Annotated in this window: 12 protein-coding genes; 5 read left to right on the forward strand and 7 right to left on the reverse strand. The window is 71.7% G+C overall.

Annotated elements, in window-relative coordinates:
* The coding region (locus QMK34_RS35485; RefSeq protein WP_326419089.1) for an alkaline phosphatase family protein at positions 1-1,380 on the reverse strand (1,380 nt) is incomplete at its 3' end.
* A 341-nt stretch (positions 1,381-1,721) separates the two neighbouring features.
* Here QMK34_RS35485 and QMK34_RS35490 point away from each other — a divergent pair.
* Both QMK34_RS35490 and QMK34_RS35495 read left to right on the forward strand, forming a co-directional pair.
* Positions 1,722-2,843, forward strand: a complete 1,122-nt coding sequence (locus QMK34_RS35490) for a hypothetical protein (RefSeq protein ID WP_326419090.1) — start codon at positions 1,722-1,724, stop codon at positions 2,841-2,843.
* On the forward strand, positions 2,840-3,559 hold the full coding sequence (locus QMK34_RS35495; RefSeq protein WP_326419091.1) for a polysaccharide deacetylase family protein: 720 nt from the start codon (positions 2,840-2,842) through the stop codon (positions 3,557-3,559). The genes QMK34_RS35490 and QMK34_RS35495 overlap by 4 nt, the downstream gene beginning before the upstream one ends.
* Here the strand turns inward: QMK34_RS35495 and QMK34_RS35500 are convergent.
* The 4 genes from QMK34_RS35500 to QMK34_RS35515 form a co-directional block, all read right to left on the reverse strand.
* A complete protein-coding gene (locus tag QMK34_RS35500; RefSeq protein WP_326419093.1) occupies positions 3,549-5,492 on the reverse strand; it encodes a glycosyltransferase in 1,944 nt (647 codons plus the stop codon). The two genes, QMK34_RS35495 and QMK34_RS35500, sit on opposite strands and share 11 nt — an antisense overlap.
* 56 nt (positions 5,493-5,548) lie before the next feature.
* Positions 5,549-6,985 carry a sensor histidine kinase gene (locus QMK34_RS35505; protein ID WP_326419094.1) on the reverse strand — a complete coding sequence of 479 codons (1,437 nt, stop codon included), beginning with the start codon at positions 6,983-6,985 and terminating at the stop codon, positions 5,549-5,551.
* Positions 6,982-7,686 carry a response regulator transcription factor gene (locus QMK34_RS35510; RefSeq protein ID WP_326419095.1) on the reverse strand — a complete coding sequence of 235 codons (705 nt, stop codon included), beginning with the start codon at positions 7,684-7,686 and terminating at the stop codon, positions 6,982-6,984. Before QMK34_RS35510 ends, QMK34_RS35505 begins: the two co-directional genes overlap by 4 nt.
* A 237-nt stretch (positions 7,687-7,923) precedes the next feature.
* Positions 7,924-9,072: an alkene reductase gene (locus tag QMK34_RS35515; protein WP_326419096.1), complete on the reverse strand. Its 1,149-nt coding sequence runs from the start codon at positions 9,070-9,072 to the stop codon at positions 7,924-7,926.
* A 76-nt stretch (positions 9,073-9,148) separates the two neighbouring features.
* On the opposite strand from QMK34_RS35515, the gene QMK34_RS35520 reads away from it, so the two are divergent.
* Positions 9,149-10,054, forward strand: coding sequence for a sigma-70 family RNA polymerase sigma factor (locus QMK34_RS35520; protein WP_326419097.1), 906 nt, complete (start codon positions 9,149-9,151; stop codon positions 10,052-10,054).
* Here QMK34_RS35520 and QMK34_RS35525 read toward each other — a convergent pair.
* Positions 10,038-10,397, reverse strand: coding sequence for an STAS domain-containing protein (locus tag QMK34_RS35525; RefSeq protein ID WP_326419098.1), 360 nt, complete (start codon positions 10,395-10,397; stop codon positions 10,038-10,040). The genes QMK34_RS35520 and QMK34_RS35525 overlap by 17 nt on opposite strands.
* A 337-nt stretch (positions 10,398-10,734) precedes the next feature.
* Between QMK34_RS35525 and QMK34_RS35530 the strand changes: the two genes are divergently transcribed.
* Positions 10,735-11,922 carry an acyltransferase gene (locus QMK34_RS35530; RefSeq protein ID WP_326419099.1) on the forward strand — a complete coding sequence of 396 codons (1,188 nt, stop codon included), beginning with the start codon at positions 10,735-10,737 and terminating at the stop codon, positions 11,920-11,922.
* A 163-nt stretch (positions 11,923-12,085) separates the two neighbouring features.
* Positions 12,086-13,654 (forward strand): D-alanyl-D-alanine carboxypeptidase/D-alanyl-D-alanine endopeptidase, encoded by a 1,569-nt coding sequence (gene dacB, locus QMK34_RS35535; RefSeq protein ID WP_326419100.1) that lies wholly within the window; start codon positions 12,086-12,088, stop codon positions 13,652-13,654.
* On the opposite strand, the gene QMK34_RS35540 is transcribed toward dacB, so the two are convergent.
* Positions 13,651-14,928: a transcriptional regulator gene (locus QMK34_RS35540; protein WP_326419101.1), complete on the reverse strand. Its 1,278-nt coding sequence runs from the start codon at positions 14,926-14,928 to the stop codon at positions 13,651-13,653. The genes dacB and QMK34_RS35540 overlap by 4 nt on opposite strands.
* Positions 14,929-15,052 lie beyond the last annotated feature (124 nt).

Genomic DNA, 15,052 nt, shown 5'->3' on the forward strand with positions numbered 1-15,052 from the left:
GACGACGCCGACCAGGTCGGGCACCGGGGGGTCACCGGGCCGCGTGTGGAAGTACGCGGCCGCGGCCGCGCCGGCGTACACGGACCGCAGTCCGGAATGGACGTACGGCGTGGCGTTGCCCGCGACGCCGGTGCCGGTGCCGGACTGGGCGAGCAGGTAGTCCTTGGCGAACGCGGCCGCGGCCGGGGACCGGTCGGTGAGCCACAGCAGCATCGCGTCGTCGTCGGCCGACAGCGCGACGAGGTCGGTGGCGCCTGGCCGCGCGGCCCGCCAGGCGGCGTTGAGGCCGTCGAGGAGCTTGCCGTCGTCGATCCGGTTCAGCTCGGCGGGGTCGACGGGGGACTGGCCGTGTTTCGCGGACAGGATCACCGTGGTGTTCCGGTCGAGGTGGCGCCGCTTCAGCTCGGCGGTGAACGCGCCGATCTGCTGGTCGACGAAGTCCAGTGCCGAGCTCAGCACGGGCCCGGGGGCGTGCCCGCCGGGCAGGTAGCCGCCGGGCCGCCCGCCGGACAGGGGCAGCTTCTCCGCCGTCGAGACCGACTGGAAGTTCAGGCCCAGCACCGCGGGCGTGCCGGTCTTCGAGCCGCCGCCGTGGTCGTGGCCGTCGATCTCGTTGAGCACCGCGTGCGCCTTGTAGGCGTCATAGCGCTGGGTGGCCGCGTTGTCGGTCGTCCAGTCCGTCGAGCCGGGCGCCAGGCTGTTGATCTCCGGGGTGAACAGATCGTCCACGCCGGTCCCGGACGGCCCGTTGAGCATCTCGTACGCGGGATGCTTGTCCGACCAGGCGGTGCGCAGCCCGGCCCGGTGCGCGACCTCGAACACGGTGTTGACCCGCAGATATTGGTGCGGGTAAACGGGTTCGCAGGTCCGGGGGTCGACGGGCAGCCGCGCGGGATCGATCAGCGTGGCGGGCTTGCCCGTCATCGCCAGCACGCCGTCGGGCAGGCCGGGCAGGCCCTGACCGGCGTCGACGCTGTCCTTGTTCCGGTCGAGATCCTCGGTGTAGTCCACCAGCGCGCCGCCGGGCTTGCCGGTGCACGCCTTCGTCCCGGCGGGCAGCAGCGCGTGGTTGTAGGTCGCGTCGTAGTACACGCCGGTCGTCGCCGGGTTCCCGCCGGTGACCTGGGCCATCAGGCCGGGGAACGAATCGGACGGCACGGGGGTGCGGGCGTGGGTGTACTCCGTCCCGTGCGCCACGAGCGCGGCCAGCGCCGAGCGGGGATGCGTGGCGGTGTACCAGGCCAGGTCCGACTGGTGCAGGCCGTCGACGGAGATCAGCAGCACGTGGCCGGGCCCGCCGGTGGCCGTCGCCGCCGGCGCGGTGGCCAGCAGGCCTCCGGTGACCAGCAGCGCGACTACGCGCGATCGTTTTCTCGGCACGAATTCTCCTTCTCGGGTTCGCGCCCGCGGCCCGGGCGCCGGATGCATTCCAGGCTCCGGAAACGGCCGGAATCAGACGTCGGCGCGAATTCCTGATGAACGGGCCGGCGCAGACGCCGCAAGACGCCCACTTCGGACGAGCCGGGCATCGTCGAGGTGAGCGGAAGGCAAGCGCATCAGCTTGTTCCGGCAAAGCGGCGTGCCGGCAAATGCGGGGAAAATTTCGAACCAGCACCGCGTCGAATACCTTCGGTCCGGTTTGTGGGGGAATGGTCCACGGTTATCCACCCGATTGCTTTTTGTTGTCTTCGCGTATACCGGTTACGGGCTACATTCAGCCCGTGACTTGTGTGCTCCACGAAATCCTCGCCCCGGATCTGGGCCCTTCCGTTTCCCCTGACCGCGGCAGCGTGAGCCCGGCGGCCGGTCGGCGCGTGGTGATCGTGTCGGCCAGGGTGGGCGCCGGTCATGACGGCGCGGCGAGCGAGCTCGCCCGGCGGTTGCGGGAGCGGCAGCTGCTGGTCGACCGGTTCGACTTCCTTGATCTGCTGCCGGGCAGGCTCGGGCGGCTGCTCTGCGACGGGTATCACCGCCAGCTGGAGGTCGCGCCGCGAAGCTGGGACTGGCTGCTTTCGGCGCTCGGCCACGCTCCGCTCTCCGGTGCCGCGCGCCTCTTCGCGACCTCGGCCGCCCGCAACCTCGCCGAGGTCCTCGCCGCGGACCCCGCTGACGACAATGTGTTGGCGGTGTCGACCTACCCGTTGGCGAGTCACGCTCTCGCGCAGCTCAAACGCCGCGGCCTGCTGACCGCGCCGCTGGCGGTCTACCTCACCGACCCGTCCGTGCACCCGCTTTGCGTCACCCGCCACGCGGACCTGACCGTGGCCCCCAACCAGATCGCCGCCCGCCAGGCCCGCCGCCTCGGCGCCGGGGAGACCTTGGTCGCGAAGCCGGTCGTCGATCCCGGGTTCCGGCCGCTGCTCACCGCCGCCGAACGCGGTCACCTGCGCGCGAAGTTCGGCCTGCCCCAGCGCGAACGCCTGGCGCTGGTGCTGTCCGGATCATGGGGTGTCGGGCAGGTCGAGGAGACCGTCGCCGACATCGTGGCGTCCGGGCAGGCTCGGCCGGTGGTTGTCTGCGGGCGTAACGAGAGCCTGCGGGAACGCTTGCGGCGGGCCGGGATCGCCGATGTCTTCGGCTGGGTCGACGTGATGCCGGAGCTCATGCGCGCGTGCGATGTCGTGGTGCAGAACGCGGGCGGCCTCGCGACGTCGGAAGCGCTGGAGACCGGGTTGCCGGTGCTGACCTACCGGTGCCTGCCGGGGCACGGCCGGGCCAACGCCGCCGTGCTGGCCGCGGACGGCACGGTGCCCTGGGTGAAGGCGGCCGCCGACCTGCCCCGGGCTCTCGCCGCCGCGCTGCGGGTGGAGCAGTCTGACGCTCCGGTCGTGGCCGCCGGGTGATCTCCCGGACCCTCGCCACCGCCGCGGCGGCGGCCGGACTCGCCCACGTCGCGCCTTCGGCCGCCTTCTTGACCCCGCTGCGCACGAGATTCCTGCCGGGCTTGGCGGGATTGGGCGACCCGGATCACGTGGCGCTCACCTTCGACGACGGCCCGCATCCCCGCTCGACCCCGTTGTTCCTGCGGGCACTGGACGATCTGGGCGTCCGCGCGACGTTCTTCGTGCTCGGCCGCGAACTCGACCGGGCTCCGGGGCTCGGCCGCGAAATCGTCGCCGCCGGGCACGAAATCGCCCTGCACGGCTGGGATCATCGCTGCCTGCTCAGGCGCGGCCCGCTGGCCGTCCATGAGGAGTTCGCCCGCGCGATCGACCTGATCGAGCGGACCACGGGTACCCGGCCGTGCTGGGTGCGGGCGCCCTACGGGGTGTTCAGCGCGTCTTCGCTCGTGTCCGCGAAGCTTCTCGGCGTGACACCCGTGCTTTGGAGCTGCTGGGGATTCGACTGGACCGCGCGGGCGACCCCCGCCACGGTCTTCCGCACCGTCCATCGTGGACTGCGCGGCGGGGGAACCGTCCTGTTGCACGATTCCGACGTCGAAGCCGTCCCCGGGTCCTGGAAGTCCGCGCTGGGCGCGCTTCCCTTACTGGCGGCAGCGTGCCGGGAGCGGGGCCTGCGGCTCGGGCCGCTCGCCGAGCACCGGACGGTCAAGCGGTGAGCGCCGACGACGGCACCGCCGCCCCTGTCACCGCGTGGTAGAGGTCTTCGAACCGGGCCAGCGTCCGGTCGATGTCGTGTGCGGCCACCATCCGGCGGCTCGCGCGGCCCATCTCCGCGCGGGTTTCCTCGTCTCGCAGGACATCCGTGAGGCAGGCGGCGAGCTGCCGGAAGTCGCCAGGCGGGTAGAGGCGCCCGTTGACCCCGGGGTCGACCAGATGCGGCAGGGCCATCGCGTCGGCCGCGACGATCGGCCGTCCGGCCGCCATCGCCTCCAGCGTGGCGAGGCTCTGCAGCTCCGCGGTCCCTGGCATGCAGAACACGTCGCACAGCTGGTAGGCGCGCACCAGGGCCTCGTCGGAGACGAAGCCGTGGAACTGGACGCGGTCACGCACCCCCAGGCTGTTCGCGAGTGAGACCAGCCGCGCACGGCAAGCTCCGTCGCCGATGATTTCCGCACGGACACCGGACAGGAGCGCGACCGCGCGCAGGAGATCGTCGACGTTCTTCTCCGTGTCCAACCGGCCGACGAACAGCACGGACCTGTCCGTGTAGCAGCCATCGGGGCGCGGTGAGGCGTAGTGCTCGACGTCGATGCCACAGGACACGGCCTGGGCGGGCACCGGCAGTCCGTTGGCTTCGAGCAGTTCGACGGCACGCTGGGTGGGGGCGGTGACGACGTCGGCACGTTCGTAGATCCGGACCAGGTCACGCCACGCCCACCGGGTCAGCGGGCCGCGCAGGACGTGGGGGAGCGGGACGTAGCCGAGGAGGTTCTCCGGCATGAAGTGGTTGGTGGCCACCGTCGCGATCCCGCGTTCGCGGGCGCCGGCGAGTACCGCGCGGCCGATCGAGAAGTGGGACTGGACGTGGACGAGGTCGGGCTGGACGAGGTCGAGCAGCGACGGCACCGAACGGGTGGCCTGACGCGGGGTGCACACGCGGAACGTCGGGTGGAACGGCGTGCCGCGCGACGGGATCCGGTGCACGGTGATCCCGCCGGTGGACTCCGTGGTGGCGTGCGCGGTGTTCGCCGGGCAGACGACGTGGACCGGGTGCCCGCGATCGGCCAGCCCGTGGGCGAGGCGACCGGCGAAATGCGCGGCGCCGTTGATGTCCGGCGGAAAGGTGTCGGCGCTGATGAGGATCTTCAGCCCGGAACCGGGCGAGGTGGATGGCCGCACGGGCTGCTCCTGGTGATCTCGGTGATCGGGGACGGAACGGGCCAGAGCGAGTACTCCGGCGACGGCCACGAGGGCCAGAAAACCTTGGGTGGCGACCGCGAACGGGCTGACCTGCGTGGACTCGCCGAACACGCCGAGCCCGATGCCGACGGCGGTCAGCGGGTCGAGCACGGTGGTGGCCCCGACGACCACACCGGCGGGCCCCGCCGCGTAGGCCTGGTGCAGCAGCCAGCCGCCGATCAGCATGAGCAGCATCGCTTCGGCGGCGAGAGTCAGCCCGTTCGTGGTGAACCCGTTGGCCAGCAACACTTGGCTGGCCTCCCTGATCAAGGCGGAGCCGGTGCCGAAGAACACGGCGGCCGCCGAAGCGAGGACCAGGCAGCGGAGGCGTCCGTGCGCGGTCAGCCCGGCCGCTGCCAGCACCAGGCCGCCGACGGCGACGAGCTGGGCGGGTCCGGCGCCGTTGGTGGTGGTGACGGGCGGCGATCCGGCCGTCGCGGCGACGATCAGCAGTCCGCCGCCCAGCACCAGAACCACCGAGGCGGCGAACAACGGCCCGCTCGTGCGGTGCTGGGCGTAGTCGCTCACGGGATCGGTCAGCGGATCCACCGCTGTCGTCGCGCCGAAGGTCAGGTAGACGATCGCCGCCTGCGCCTGGCACACCAGGAACACGCCCAGCACCGCGAGCAGCCCGGCCCGCGACCGGGCACGGCGGCCCGGCGCGGGAAGGGGGCGAAGCGTGGTCGTCACACCACGGACGATGGCCGCCCACCGTGAGAATCCGATGAAGATCCTCGGGAGTTTCGCTAAGAATCCTCCGGCGCCGACGGCAGTGTCAGCGATACCTCGGCACCACCGGCCTCGGTGCGGCGCGCGGCCACGGAGCCTCCGTGCAGGGTCACGATCTGGTGGACGATGGCGAGGCCGAGCCCGGAGCCGGGCAGGGCCCTGGCCGTTTCAGCCCGGTAGAACCGTTCGAACACGTGCGGCAGGTCCTCGTCCGCGATGCCCGGCCCGTCGTCGGCCACGGAGAGCCCTGTTTCGCCGTCGCCGCCGGTCATGACGACCCGGACCACGCCGTCCGCCGGACTCCATTTCGCGGCGTTGTCCAGCAGGTTCAGCACCGCGCGTTCCAGTGACACCGGCCTGCCGAGCACTTCGCCGTCTGCCCGCGTCAGCTTGAAACGGACGTGCGGGGCCCGCGGTCGCGCCCGCTCGACGGCCGAACCGACCACATCGGCGAGGTCCAGCCGTTCGAGTGGTTCGGGCGCGGTGTCCTCTTTGGCCAGTTCCACCAGCTCACCGATCAAAGTGGACAGTTCAGCGGTCTGGACGCCTAGGTCGTGGAGCAACCTTTCCCGGTCTTCGGCGGGGAGCACCTTCACCGGATCGGTCTGGTTCCCGGCGTGGATGAGCAGCTCGACATTGGTGCGCAGGCTGGTCAGTGGTGTCCGCAGCTCGTGCCCGGCGTCCTCGACCAGGCGGCGCTGGGCGGCCTTGGACTCGGCGAGCGCGCCCAGCATCGAGTTGAACGCGTCGGCCAGCCGCGCGATCTCGCCGCGACCGCCTGCCGGGATCGCGGCGGTGAGGTCCTGGGTGCGCGCGACCTGTTCGGCGCCCGCGGTGAGCACGTCGACCGGCCGCAACGCCGCCCTGGCCACCAGGCGCCCGATCACCGCCGCGATCGCGACCCCGACGAGCCCGATCAGGATGTGCAGCAAACCCAGCTCCGCCAGGGTGTTCTCGACGCCTTCGGAGTCGCGGGCCACCTGGGCGGCGCCGTCCGGGCGCTGCACCGTCCACACGCGATAGCGGTCGGGGCCGATCCGCACCACGCTGTCGTCCTCGGCCCGTTCCCCGGCGGCGACCTGCTGGGCCAGGGGGGTGACCGGGATCGAGAGCAGGCCACCCGCCGCCCCGGCCGGGGCGCCCGAGCGGTCGACGAACTGGATGACCAGGCCGGGGGAGCGATCCGGTTCGGTCCCGGGGTTGCGCCGGTCCGCCCCGCTCAGGGTGGTGAGCGCGTCGGCGGGGGAGGACGCCTTCGCCGCCAGCTGTGCGTAGGAGTGCAACTGGTCGTTGAACTGCTGGTAGAGCTTGGCGCGCACCAGGGTCCAGGAGGTGATCGACACCCCGATCACCGCGACCGCGACCGCGGTGGCCGCCATCAGGGTCAGCCGGGTCCGCAGGGAGAGCTCGCGCCACCGGTGCCCGCGCAGCCACCGGCCTGCCCGGCCCGTCACAGCGGGTCCTCGCGCAGCACGTAGCCGACACCGCGGACGGTGTGCAGCAGCCGTGGTTCGCCTTCGGCCTCCAGCTTGCGCCGCAGGTAGCTCACGTACACGTCGAGCCCGTTCGAGGCCGCGCCGAAGTCGTAACCCCAGACCTGCTCGAACATCATCGCCCGGCTCAGCACCCGCCGCGGATTGCGCAGGAAGCTCTCCAGCATGGCGAACTCGGTCCTGGTCAACCTGATCGGGCGAGGCCCGCGGGTCACCTCCCGGGTGGCCGAGTCGAGGACGACGTCGGCGAAGGAAAGCCGGTCGCCGTTGACCTCCGGAGCACTCGCGGTACCCGAGGCGTACTCGGTGCGCCGCAGCAGCGCGCGCACCCTGGCCAGCAGCTCCTGCAGCGCGAACGGCTTGACCAGGTAGTCGTCGGCGCCGGCGTCCAGGCCGGCCACCCGGTCGGCGACGTCGCTGCGCGCGGTCAGCATGAGGACCGGGACGAAGTTGCCCTCGGCCCGCAGCACCCGGCAGCTGTCGAGGCCGCCGAGGACCGGCATCATCATGTCGAGGATCACCCCGTCGGGTTTCTCCGCCCGGATGAGATCCAGTGCCCGCGCGCCGTCGGACGCCTCCGAAACCTGGTAGCCCTCGAAGCGCAGAGTCCGCGAAAGTGAGTCGCGGACGGCGGCTTCGTCGTCGACGATCACGATGTGCATGGCGGTCCTCCGGGTTCGGTCGCCCCGAGCGTAGCCACATTCTGCCCGCTCACGCGCGGCCGGCGGGTTCCTTGCCACGCTGGAGGGCGACTGACCGGGGAACCGGCGGGAGTACGGAACCTCCGTTTCCGCACTCCCGGTGATGTCCTCAACAGACAGTCCATTGTGTACGTTTGTTCGCTCGCAAGCAGGTTCGGATGAAGCCGGACCTACGACCGAACACGCCTGCCGCCGGTGTTACCTGCTCGCCCGGCGCCCGCTCACCGCGTAGTCGACGTAGCCCTCGGCCTCGCCGGTGTAGTACGTGGCCGGGTCGCCCGCCGCTGGTTCGCGGCCCAGCGCGAAGCGGGTGACGAGGTCGGGGTTGGCGATGAAGTGCGCGGCGAACGACACGGCGTCGGCGATCCCCGCCTCGATGATCGCGTTCCCGGACTCGCGGCCGAAGCCGTTGTTCGCGATCAGGGGGCCGTCGAACAGCTGCCGGTAGCGGGCGATCGCGTCAAGGTCGGGCCCGTCGGCCCCCGCGACGGGGTCTCGTCCGCGCAGGTGCAGGTATGCCAGCGGGTGGTCGTTGAGTTTCGTCACGAGCTCGTCGTAGCCGTCGAGCGTCGCCTCGTCGGGGCGGAACACCTCACCCGCGGTCCAGTAGGGCGACAGGCGGACGCCGACACGCCGTGCTCCCCAGACCTCCGCGAGCTCGTCGACGACCTCGAGCAGCAGCCGCTGCCGCCCGGCGCGGCCGGAGCCGTACGCGTCGGTGCGCTGGTTCAGCCGCGGGTTGAGGAACTGCGCGATCAGGTAGGACCCGAGGGCGTTGAGCTCGACGCCGTCGAACCCGGCGCGCCGGGCGTTCTCCGCGGCGGCCCGGTAGTCCGCGATCGTGGTCCGGATGTCCGCGAGGGTCATTTCCCGGGGCGTGACGGTCTGCCGGGGCCCGGCCGAGGTGAAGGACATCTCGTGCGGGTCGACCGCCGACGGCCCGGCGGGCAGCCTGCCGCCGTGGTGATCGGGGTGGGAGGCGGCACCGGTGTGCCAGAGCTGCAGCACGATCCGGCCGCCGAGCGTGTGCACGACGTCGGTGACCCGCCGCCACGCCGTGACCTGCTGCTCGCTGTGGATGCCGGGGACGTTGACGAAGCCGACCGCCTCCGGGCTGATCCAGGTCCCTTCGGTGATGATCAGCCCGGAACTCGCCCGCTGGCCGTAGTACTCGACGTGCAGGTCGGTCGGCGCCAGTGCCTGGTTGGCCGCGCGAGCCCGCGTGATCGGGGCCATCACCACGCGGTTGGGCAGCGCGAAGTCCCCGAGGTCCACCCGCCGCAGCAGGGGCTGCGTGAGCGTCGGCCCGTCCTGTTCGCGGGCCTGCTGGGTCGGTGCGTCGATCATCCGGTTTGCTCCCTGTCACCTCGGTCGGGTTGCCTACGTCATGAAGGTGACGGCGCACGAAACGGAAAGGTGACCGATGGACGAGCACGACGGGCTGGCGGCGCGCTTCGAGACGCAGCGGGGCCAGCTGCGGGCGGTCGCCTACCGGATGCTGGGCTCGGTGGCCGAAGCCGACGACGCCGTCCAGGAGGCCTGGCTGCGGCTGAGCCGGGCCGACGTCAGCGGCGTCGGGAACCTGGCGGCCTGGCTCCGGACGGTCGTGTCCCGCGTGTGCCTCGACCACCTGCGTTCCCGCAGGTCACGATGGGAGGACCCGGTCGGGGAGGTGCCCGACCGGAGCTGGGACGACGCCAGGGGGAGCGATCCCGAGCTCGAGGCGGTGCTGGTCGACTCGGTCGGTCGCGCGCTGCTCGTGGTGCTCGACTCGCTGGTCCCCGCCGAGCGGGTCGCCTTCGTGCTCCACGACCTGTTCGCCGTGCCGTTCGAGGACATCGCGGCCGTCCTGGAACGTTCGCCGGTCGCCACCAAGAAGCTCGCCAGCCGCGCCCGGCACAAGGTGCGGGGCACCGTCGCGGTGCCCGCCGCGGAACTGGCCCGGCACCGGCACGTCGTCGACGCCTTCCTCGACGCGTCACGCGGTGGCGACCTCGACGCGCTACTCGACGTCCTGGCCCCCGACGTCGTCCGCCGGGCCGACCGCGCCGCCCTGCCACCGGAGGTGGCGACCGTGGTCCGCGGTGCGCGAGTCGTGGCGGAGGAAACCCTCGTGTTCGGCCGGAAGGCGCGGTTCGCGCAAGCGGCACTGGTGAACGGGGCCGTGGGGGTAGTCGTGGCCCCGCACGGACGGCTGCTCACGGTCCTCACTCTCACCGTCGAGGGCGACCGGATCACCGGGTACGAGGTGATCGCCGACCCGGCGCGCCTGCGACGGCTCGACCTGGCGGTCCTCGGCGAGCCCGAGGCGGCTACGGCGAACGGGTGAGGGCGCTGTCGAGGTGGGCGTGGATCGGGACCCAGCGGTCGAGGCCCGTGAGCGTGATGGCCCTGGTCACAGCGCGGGCCTCCGCGACGACCCTGGTCGCCGCGACGGCGGGGTTCTGACTGGCGGACGCGATGACCTGCAGGCCCGCCGAGCTCAGGAACGTCACGCCGGTGAGGTCGAGTACCAGCAGCCGCGGGGTGCTGCTCGCGGCGTCGGCGACGACCTCCGCCCATTCGGGTGCGGTGAGCAGGTCGATCTCACCGGCGGCGGTGACGATGGCGACCTCGTCCTGCCACCGCAGCGAAAGGTCCAGTTCGGCTCCGTCGAGGCTCCCGCGGTTCACGGCGGCGCGCTCCTTCCCCGGTGAGTACGGCTTCGGCAAACGGCGTCAGCGCCGTCCTGTGGTGAGGACACCGCGCGGCGCGGATTCGTCACGCCTGACTGCTCACCGGATCGGGTGACAACTGTCACGAACCTGCGGAAGTGGCTGCTCAGCCGGGCCTGAACGGGCAAGACTTCAGGAGGTTCTCAGTACTCTCATGGGCGGTTCACAGCCGGACGGTCAAGTCTGGCATGGTGAACCTCGCCGATGCTGACACCGAAACAGGACCCCGCGCCGGGGCGACCCTGCCCGGGTTTGCGAGCGGGCAGCCGGTGATCCCCGTTTCGGAGGCAGCGCGGTGAGCATCGCGGAGGCCACTCTCGAAGCACCGGTTCGCACGGCGGCACCGGCCGCCAAAGCACCGTACCTGCACCAGATCGACTTCTTCCGGCTGCTCACGTTCGCCTGCGTGATCCTGATCCACGTCGTGGGCGCGACCAACTACCCGCAGGACGTGACGGCCAACGCCGTCGAGGCGCCGCTGCACTTCACCAGAGAAGCCTTCTTCGCACTGACCGGTTTCGTGCTGGTGTACCAATACCGTGGCCGGTCCCTGCGCGCCGGCGACTTCTGGAGACGCCGGTTGCCGCTCGTCGCCATCCCGTATTTCGCCTGGTCCGTGTTCTTCTGGGCGTACTCGCTGGCGACCGAGGACGAACCGGTGGGCTCGGCGGGTTCGGCGCTGCTCAAGCTGCTGACCGAGCTCATCGAGGGCGACGCCTGGTACCACCTGTACTTCCTGCTGGTGACGATGCAGGTGTACCTGCTGTTCCCGCTGCTGATGAAGCTCCTGCGCGCCACCGCGGGCCGTCACCGCTGGCTGCTGCTGGCCAGCGGCGCGCTGCAGGTCGCGGTGGTGCTGTTCATGACCTACCCGCCCGGAGGCGTCAGCTACGAGACGATCACCCACCTGTTCGCCACGGTCGTGCCGTACCAGTTCTACGCGCTGCTCGGCGCCGTGGTCGCCATGCACTTCGAGGCCGTGCACGCGTGGATCGGCCGTTACCGGCTGCTCATCGCCGCCGCGCTGGTCACCGTCGGCGTCGTGGTCGAGCTGGTGTACTTCGGCAAGGTCGGGAACGGGGACTGGCCGCAGGTGGCCGCGGACCCGTTCCAGCCGTACCTGATCCCGTGGTTCCTGATCGTCATCGCCGCGCTCTACGCGGTCAGCACCTGGTGGGCCGCGCGCCGCCGGGACCACCACTTCGGCGCCCGGTTCGTCGCCGCCGCGGCCAACCGCTCGTTCAGCATCTTCCTGGTGCACCCGCTCGCGCTGGCACTGCTGGGGCCCGCGATTGGACCAGTGGCCGACCGGCTCGGCGCCCCGTGGACCTCGCTGGTGATCTACCTGGCCACCATCACCGGCACGGTGCTGATCGTGGAGCTGCTGCGCCGCCTGCCCTGCAGCCGCGCCCTGACCGGACGGCCCCGGCTCCGCCCCGCCCTCCCGCGCCGCCGCCAACCCGCCCTCGCCGAACAGGCCTAGCCCAACTCGTCCGCCCAGAAGTCCCTGAAGGCCACCATGACGGCGTTATACGCCGTCATGGTGGCCTTCAGGGGCACCGGGGCGACTCGGCGGCGTCCGGTTGATCCGGAAACGGCCGCGTGGTAAGCCTGGCGACCTACGTCGACTGGGTGGGAGTTTGCCGATGAGCGTTCGAACGCGGCGATGGGCTTTGGGGTGTGCGGCACTGGTGCTGGTGGGGCTGCCCGGGGCGGCGGCCGCCGACAACTCCGGTGGTGGTGGGCTGGGGCAGGACCTCGACACCCTGCTGTCGAACCCGGCACTGGCCGGGGCGCAGACCGGTTTGGTGGTGCGCGACGCCGACACGGGCGCGGTGCTGTACTCCCGCCACCCCGAAAGCCTGCTGCAACCGGCGTCCAACACGAAGCTGCTCACGTCGGCCGCCGCGCTGGACGTGCTGGGGCCGGACTACCGGTTCGCGACCACGGTGTCCGGCGACGGCAAGCGGGCGGGCTCGGTGCTGGCGGGCGATCTGTTCCTCAAGGGCACCGGCGACCCGACCCTGCTGGCGAAGGACTACCAGGCGCTGGCGGCTCAGGTCGCCGCGAGCGGGGTGAAGACGGTCGTCGGCCAGCTCGTCGCCGACGACACGTGGTTCGACTCGGTGCGTCTCGGCGTCGGCTGGGCGTGGGACGACGAGCCGTACTCCTACAACGCGCAGATCTCGGCATTGAGCGTCTCGCCGGACACCGACTACGACGCCGGATCGGTCATCGTGCGGGTCGCGCCCGGCCAGGCCGGGCGTCCCGCCGCGGTCACCGTGGACCCGCCGAGCGACTACCTCAAGGTCGTCAACACCGCCGTCACCGGATCGGCGGGCTCCGCTTCGTCGGTGGTCGTGGACCGGGAGCACGGCACCAACACCATCACCGTGGCGGGCTCGATCCCGGCCGGTGGAGCCACCGACAACGAGTACATGGCGGTGTGGAACCCGACCGGGTTCGCCGCGTCGGTGTTCCGCAAAGCGCTGGCCGACAACGGGGTCCGCGTGCTTGGCTCGACCGCGTACCGGGCCACGCCGGGCTCGGCGGCCCCGCTCGCGCGGCGTGAGTCCATCCCGCTGAGTGGGCTGCTCGTGCCGTTCCTCAAGCTCAGCAACAACATGCACGCCGAGATCCTGACCAAGGCCGCCGGTCGCCAGGTGTCCGGCCATGGCAGCTGGGACGCCGGTCTGCGGGCGCTGGACGCGAAGCTGGCAGGCCTCGGCGTCGACCCCGCCGCGTTCCGCACGGTGGACGGCTCCGGACTGTCCAGAATGGACTCCGTGACGACCGACCAGTTCGCGAAGCTGCTGGTGGCCGCGAAGTCCCGCTCGTGGTTTCCGGCCTGGTACAACGCGCTGCCGGTGGCGGGCAACCCGGATCGGCTGGTCGGCGGGACGCTGCGCGCCCGGATGGCTGGCACCGCGGCGGCGAACAACGTGCACGCCAAGACCGGCTCGCTCACCGGCGTCAGCGGGCTGTCCGGGTACGTCACCGCGGCGAACGGCGAGAAGCTGGTGTTCTCCTTGCTGGAGAACAACTACCTCGGCGGTACGCCGAAGAGCGTCGAGGACGCGGTGGCGGTCCGCCTGGCCACCTACACCGGGGCGGGCGACAAGTCCCAGCCCGGCCTCAGCCCGCGGACGGCGCGAGTCGCCCCAGCCGACACCCGCCGGGACGCGCTCGAATGCTCCTGGGTCCACGCCTGTTAGGAACCGGCCCCGGCCCGCGCCGTGCGGCGGCGCAGGCCGGGCGCGGCCGTGTTCCGCACGAACGGGCAGTCGCGTAACCGTTCCGCGCCACCGAGTTCCAGCCGGAGGTCGACGCCATCGGCCATCCGGTACGGGCGGGTGGCCACGACCGTGCCGAGCAACCGGCGCAGGCGGGACACCTCGGCGCGCGCCGTGACGACGTGGTCGACGTCGCCGTAGAGGGCTTCGCTCAGCATCGCCGCGCTCAGTCCGGCCGGACCGGCGAGGTGCAGCAGGAGCAGGATCTCGGTGTGGCGGACGGTCAGGGCGCTGCGCCACGGTGTCGCGCTGCCGCTCACCTCGACCAGCGGTGGCCCGGAGAGATCGAGCAGGAGCCGCACGGCGGTGTCGGTGCCGCGCGGCCGGACCAGCCACCCGCCCGCGACGGCCTCCGGCAGGCAGAGTCCCAGCCCCGGAATGGTGATCGCCCGGTCACCGCGGGGCCGGGCGATCCGTTCCCTGGTCGCGATACCGGCGCTGTGCGCCACACAGCCGTGCTCGTCGACGAGCAGGAGCGGCCCGTTCGCGGCGGCCAGCCAGGGCGCGGCCGCCGTGCGCAGCAGGTCGAGCTCGTGCTGGTGAAGGCGCCACAGCCGCAGTTCGGCCAGGCGTACCGCCGCCTCGATGAGCGCCCCGATGGTGGGATGCAGGGTCAGGGCGGGACCGCTGACGTCGACGATGCCGAGCAGGTCGCCGGTGCGCGGGTCGTGGATGGGCGCTGCGGTGCAGTACCAGGGATGCTGGGGCTGTTCGAAGTGCTCGGCGGAGAACAGCTGCACCGGCGCGGCTTCCGCGATCGCCGTGCCGATGGCGTTGGTGCCCACCGCGGGCTCCGTCCACACCGCGCCCTCGACGAAGCCGAGCCTGTCGGCGCGGATCCTGGTGCCGGCGGCGCCCTCGCGCCACAGGACGACGCCGTCGCCGTTGGTGACCACCAGCAGGAACTGGGACGCGTCCGCGACCGTGGTGATCACCGCTTTGATCTCGTCGATGACCGAGCCGAGCGGGGAGTCCTGGCGCAGGCGTTCGACGTCACCCCAGTGCAACGGGGTGCGCACGGTGCGGCCGTGCGGATCCAGGCCGAGCGCGAGCACCCGCCGCCAGGAGCGTTCGACGAGGACACGCGGGCGCAGCCGGGGTTGTGCACCGCAGAGGACGGCGTCATGGGTCCTGGTCAGCGCGCGGGCGTAGGCCTGCAGGTCGGTGCCCTGCCGGATCGCATCGAAGGCGCTCACGATCACCGTTCCCGTCACTGGGTCACCCGTCACCCTAACTCGCGCCGGGTGAGCCACACCACAGCTGTTTCGCGGGCGCGTGCAACGTGCTGCAACCCTTGCCGGTCCCGCACTCTTGCTGTGT

This window comes from Amycolatopsis sp. H20-H5 (assembly GCF_035828755.1).
Lineage (GTDB): Bacteria > Actinomycetota > Actinomycetes > Mycobacteriales > Pseudonocardiaceae > Amycolatopsis.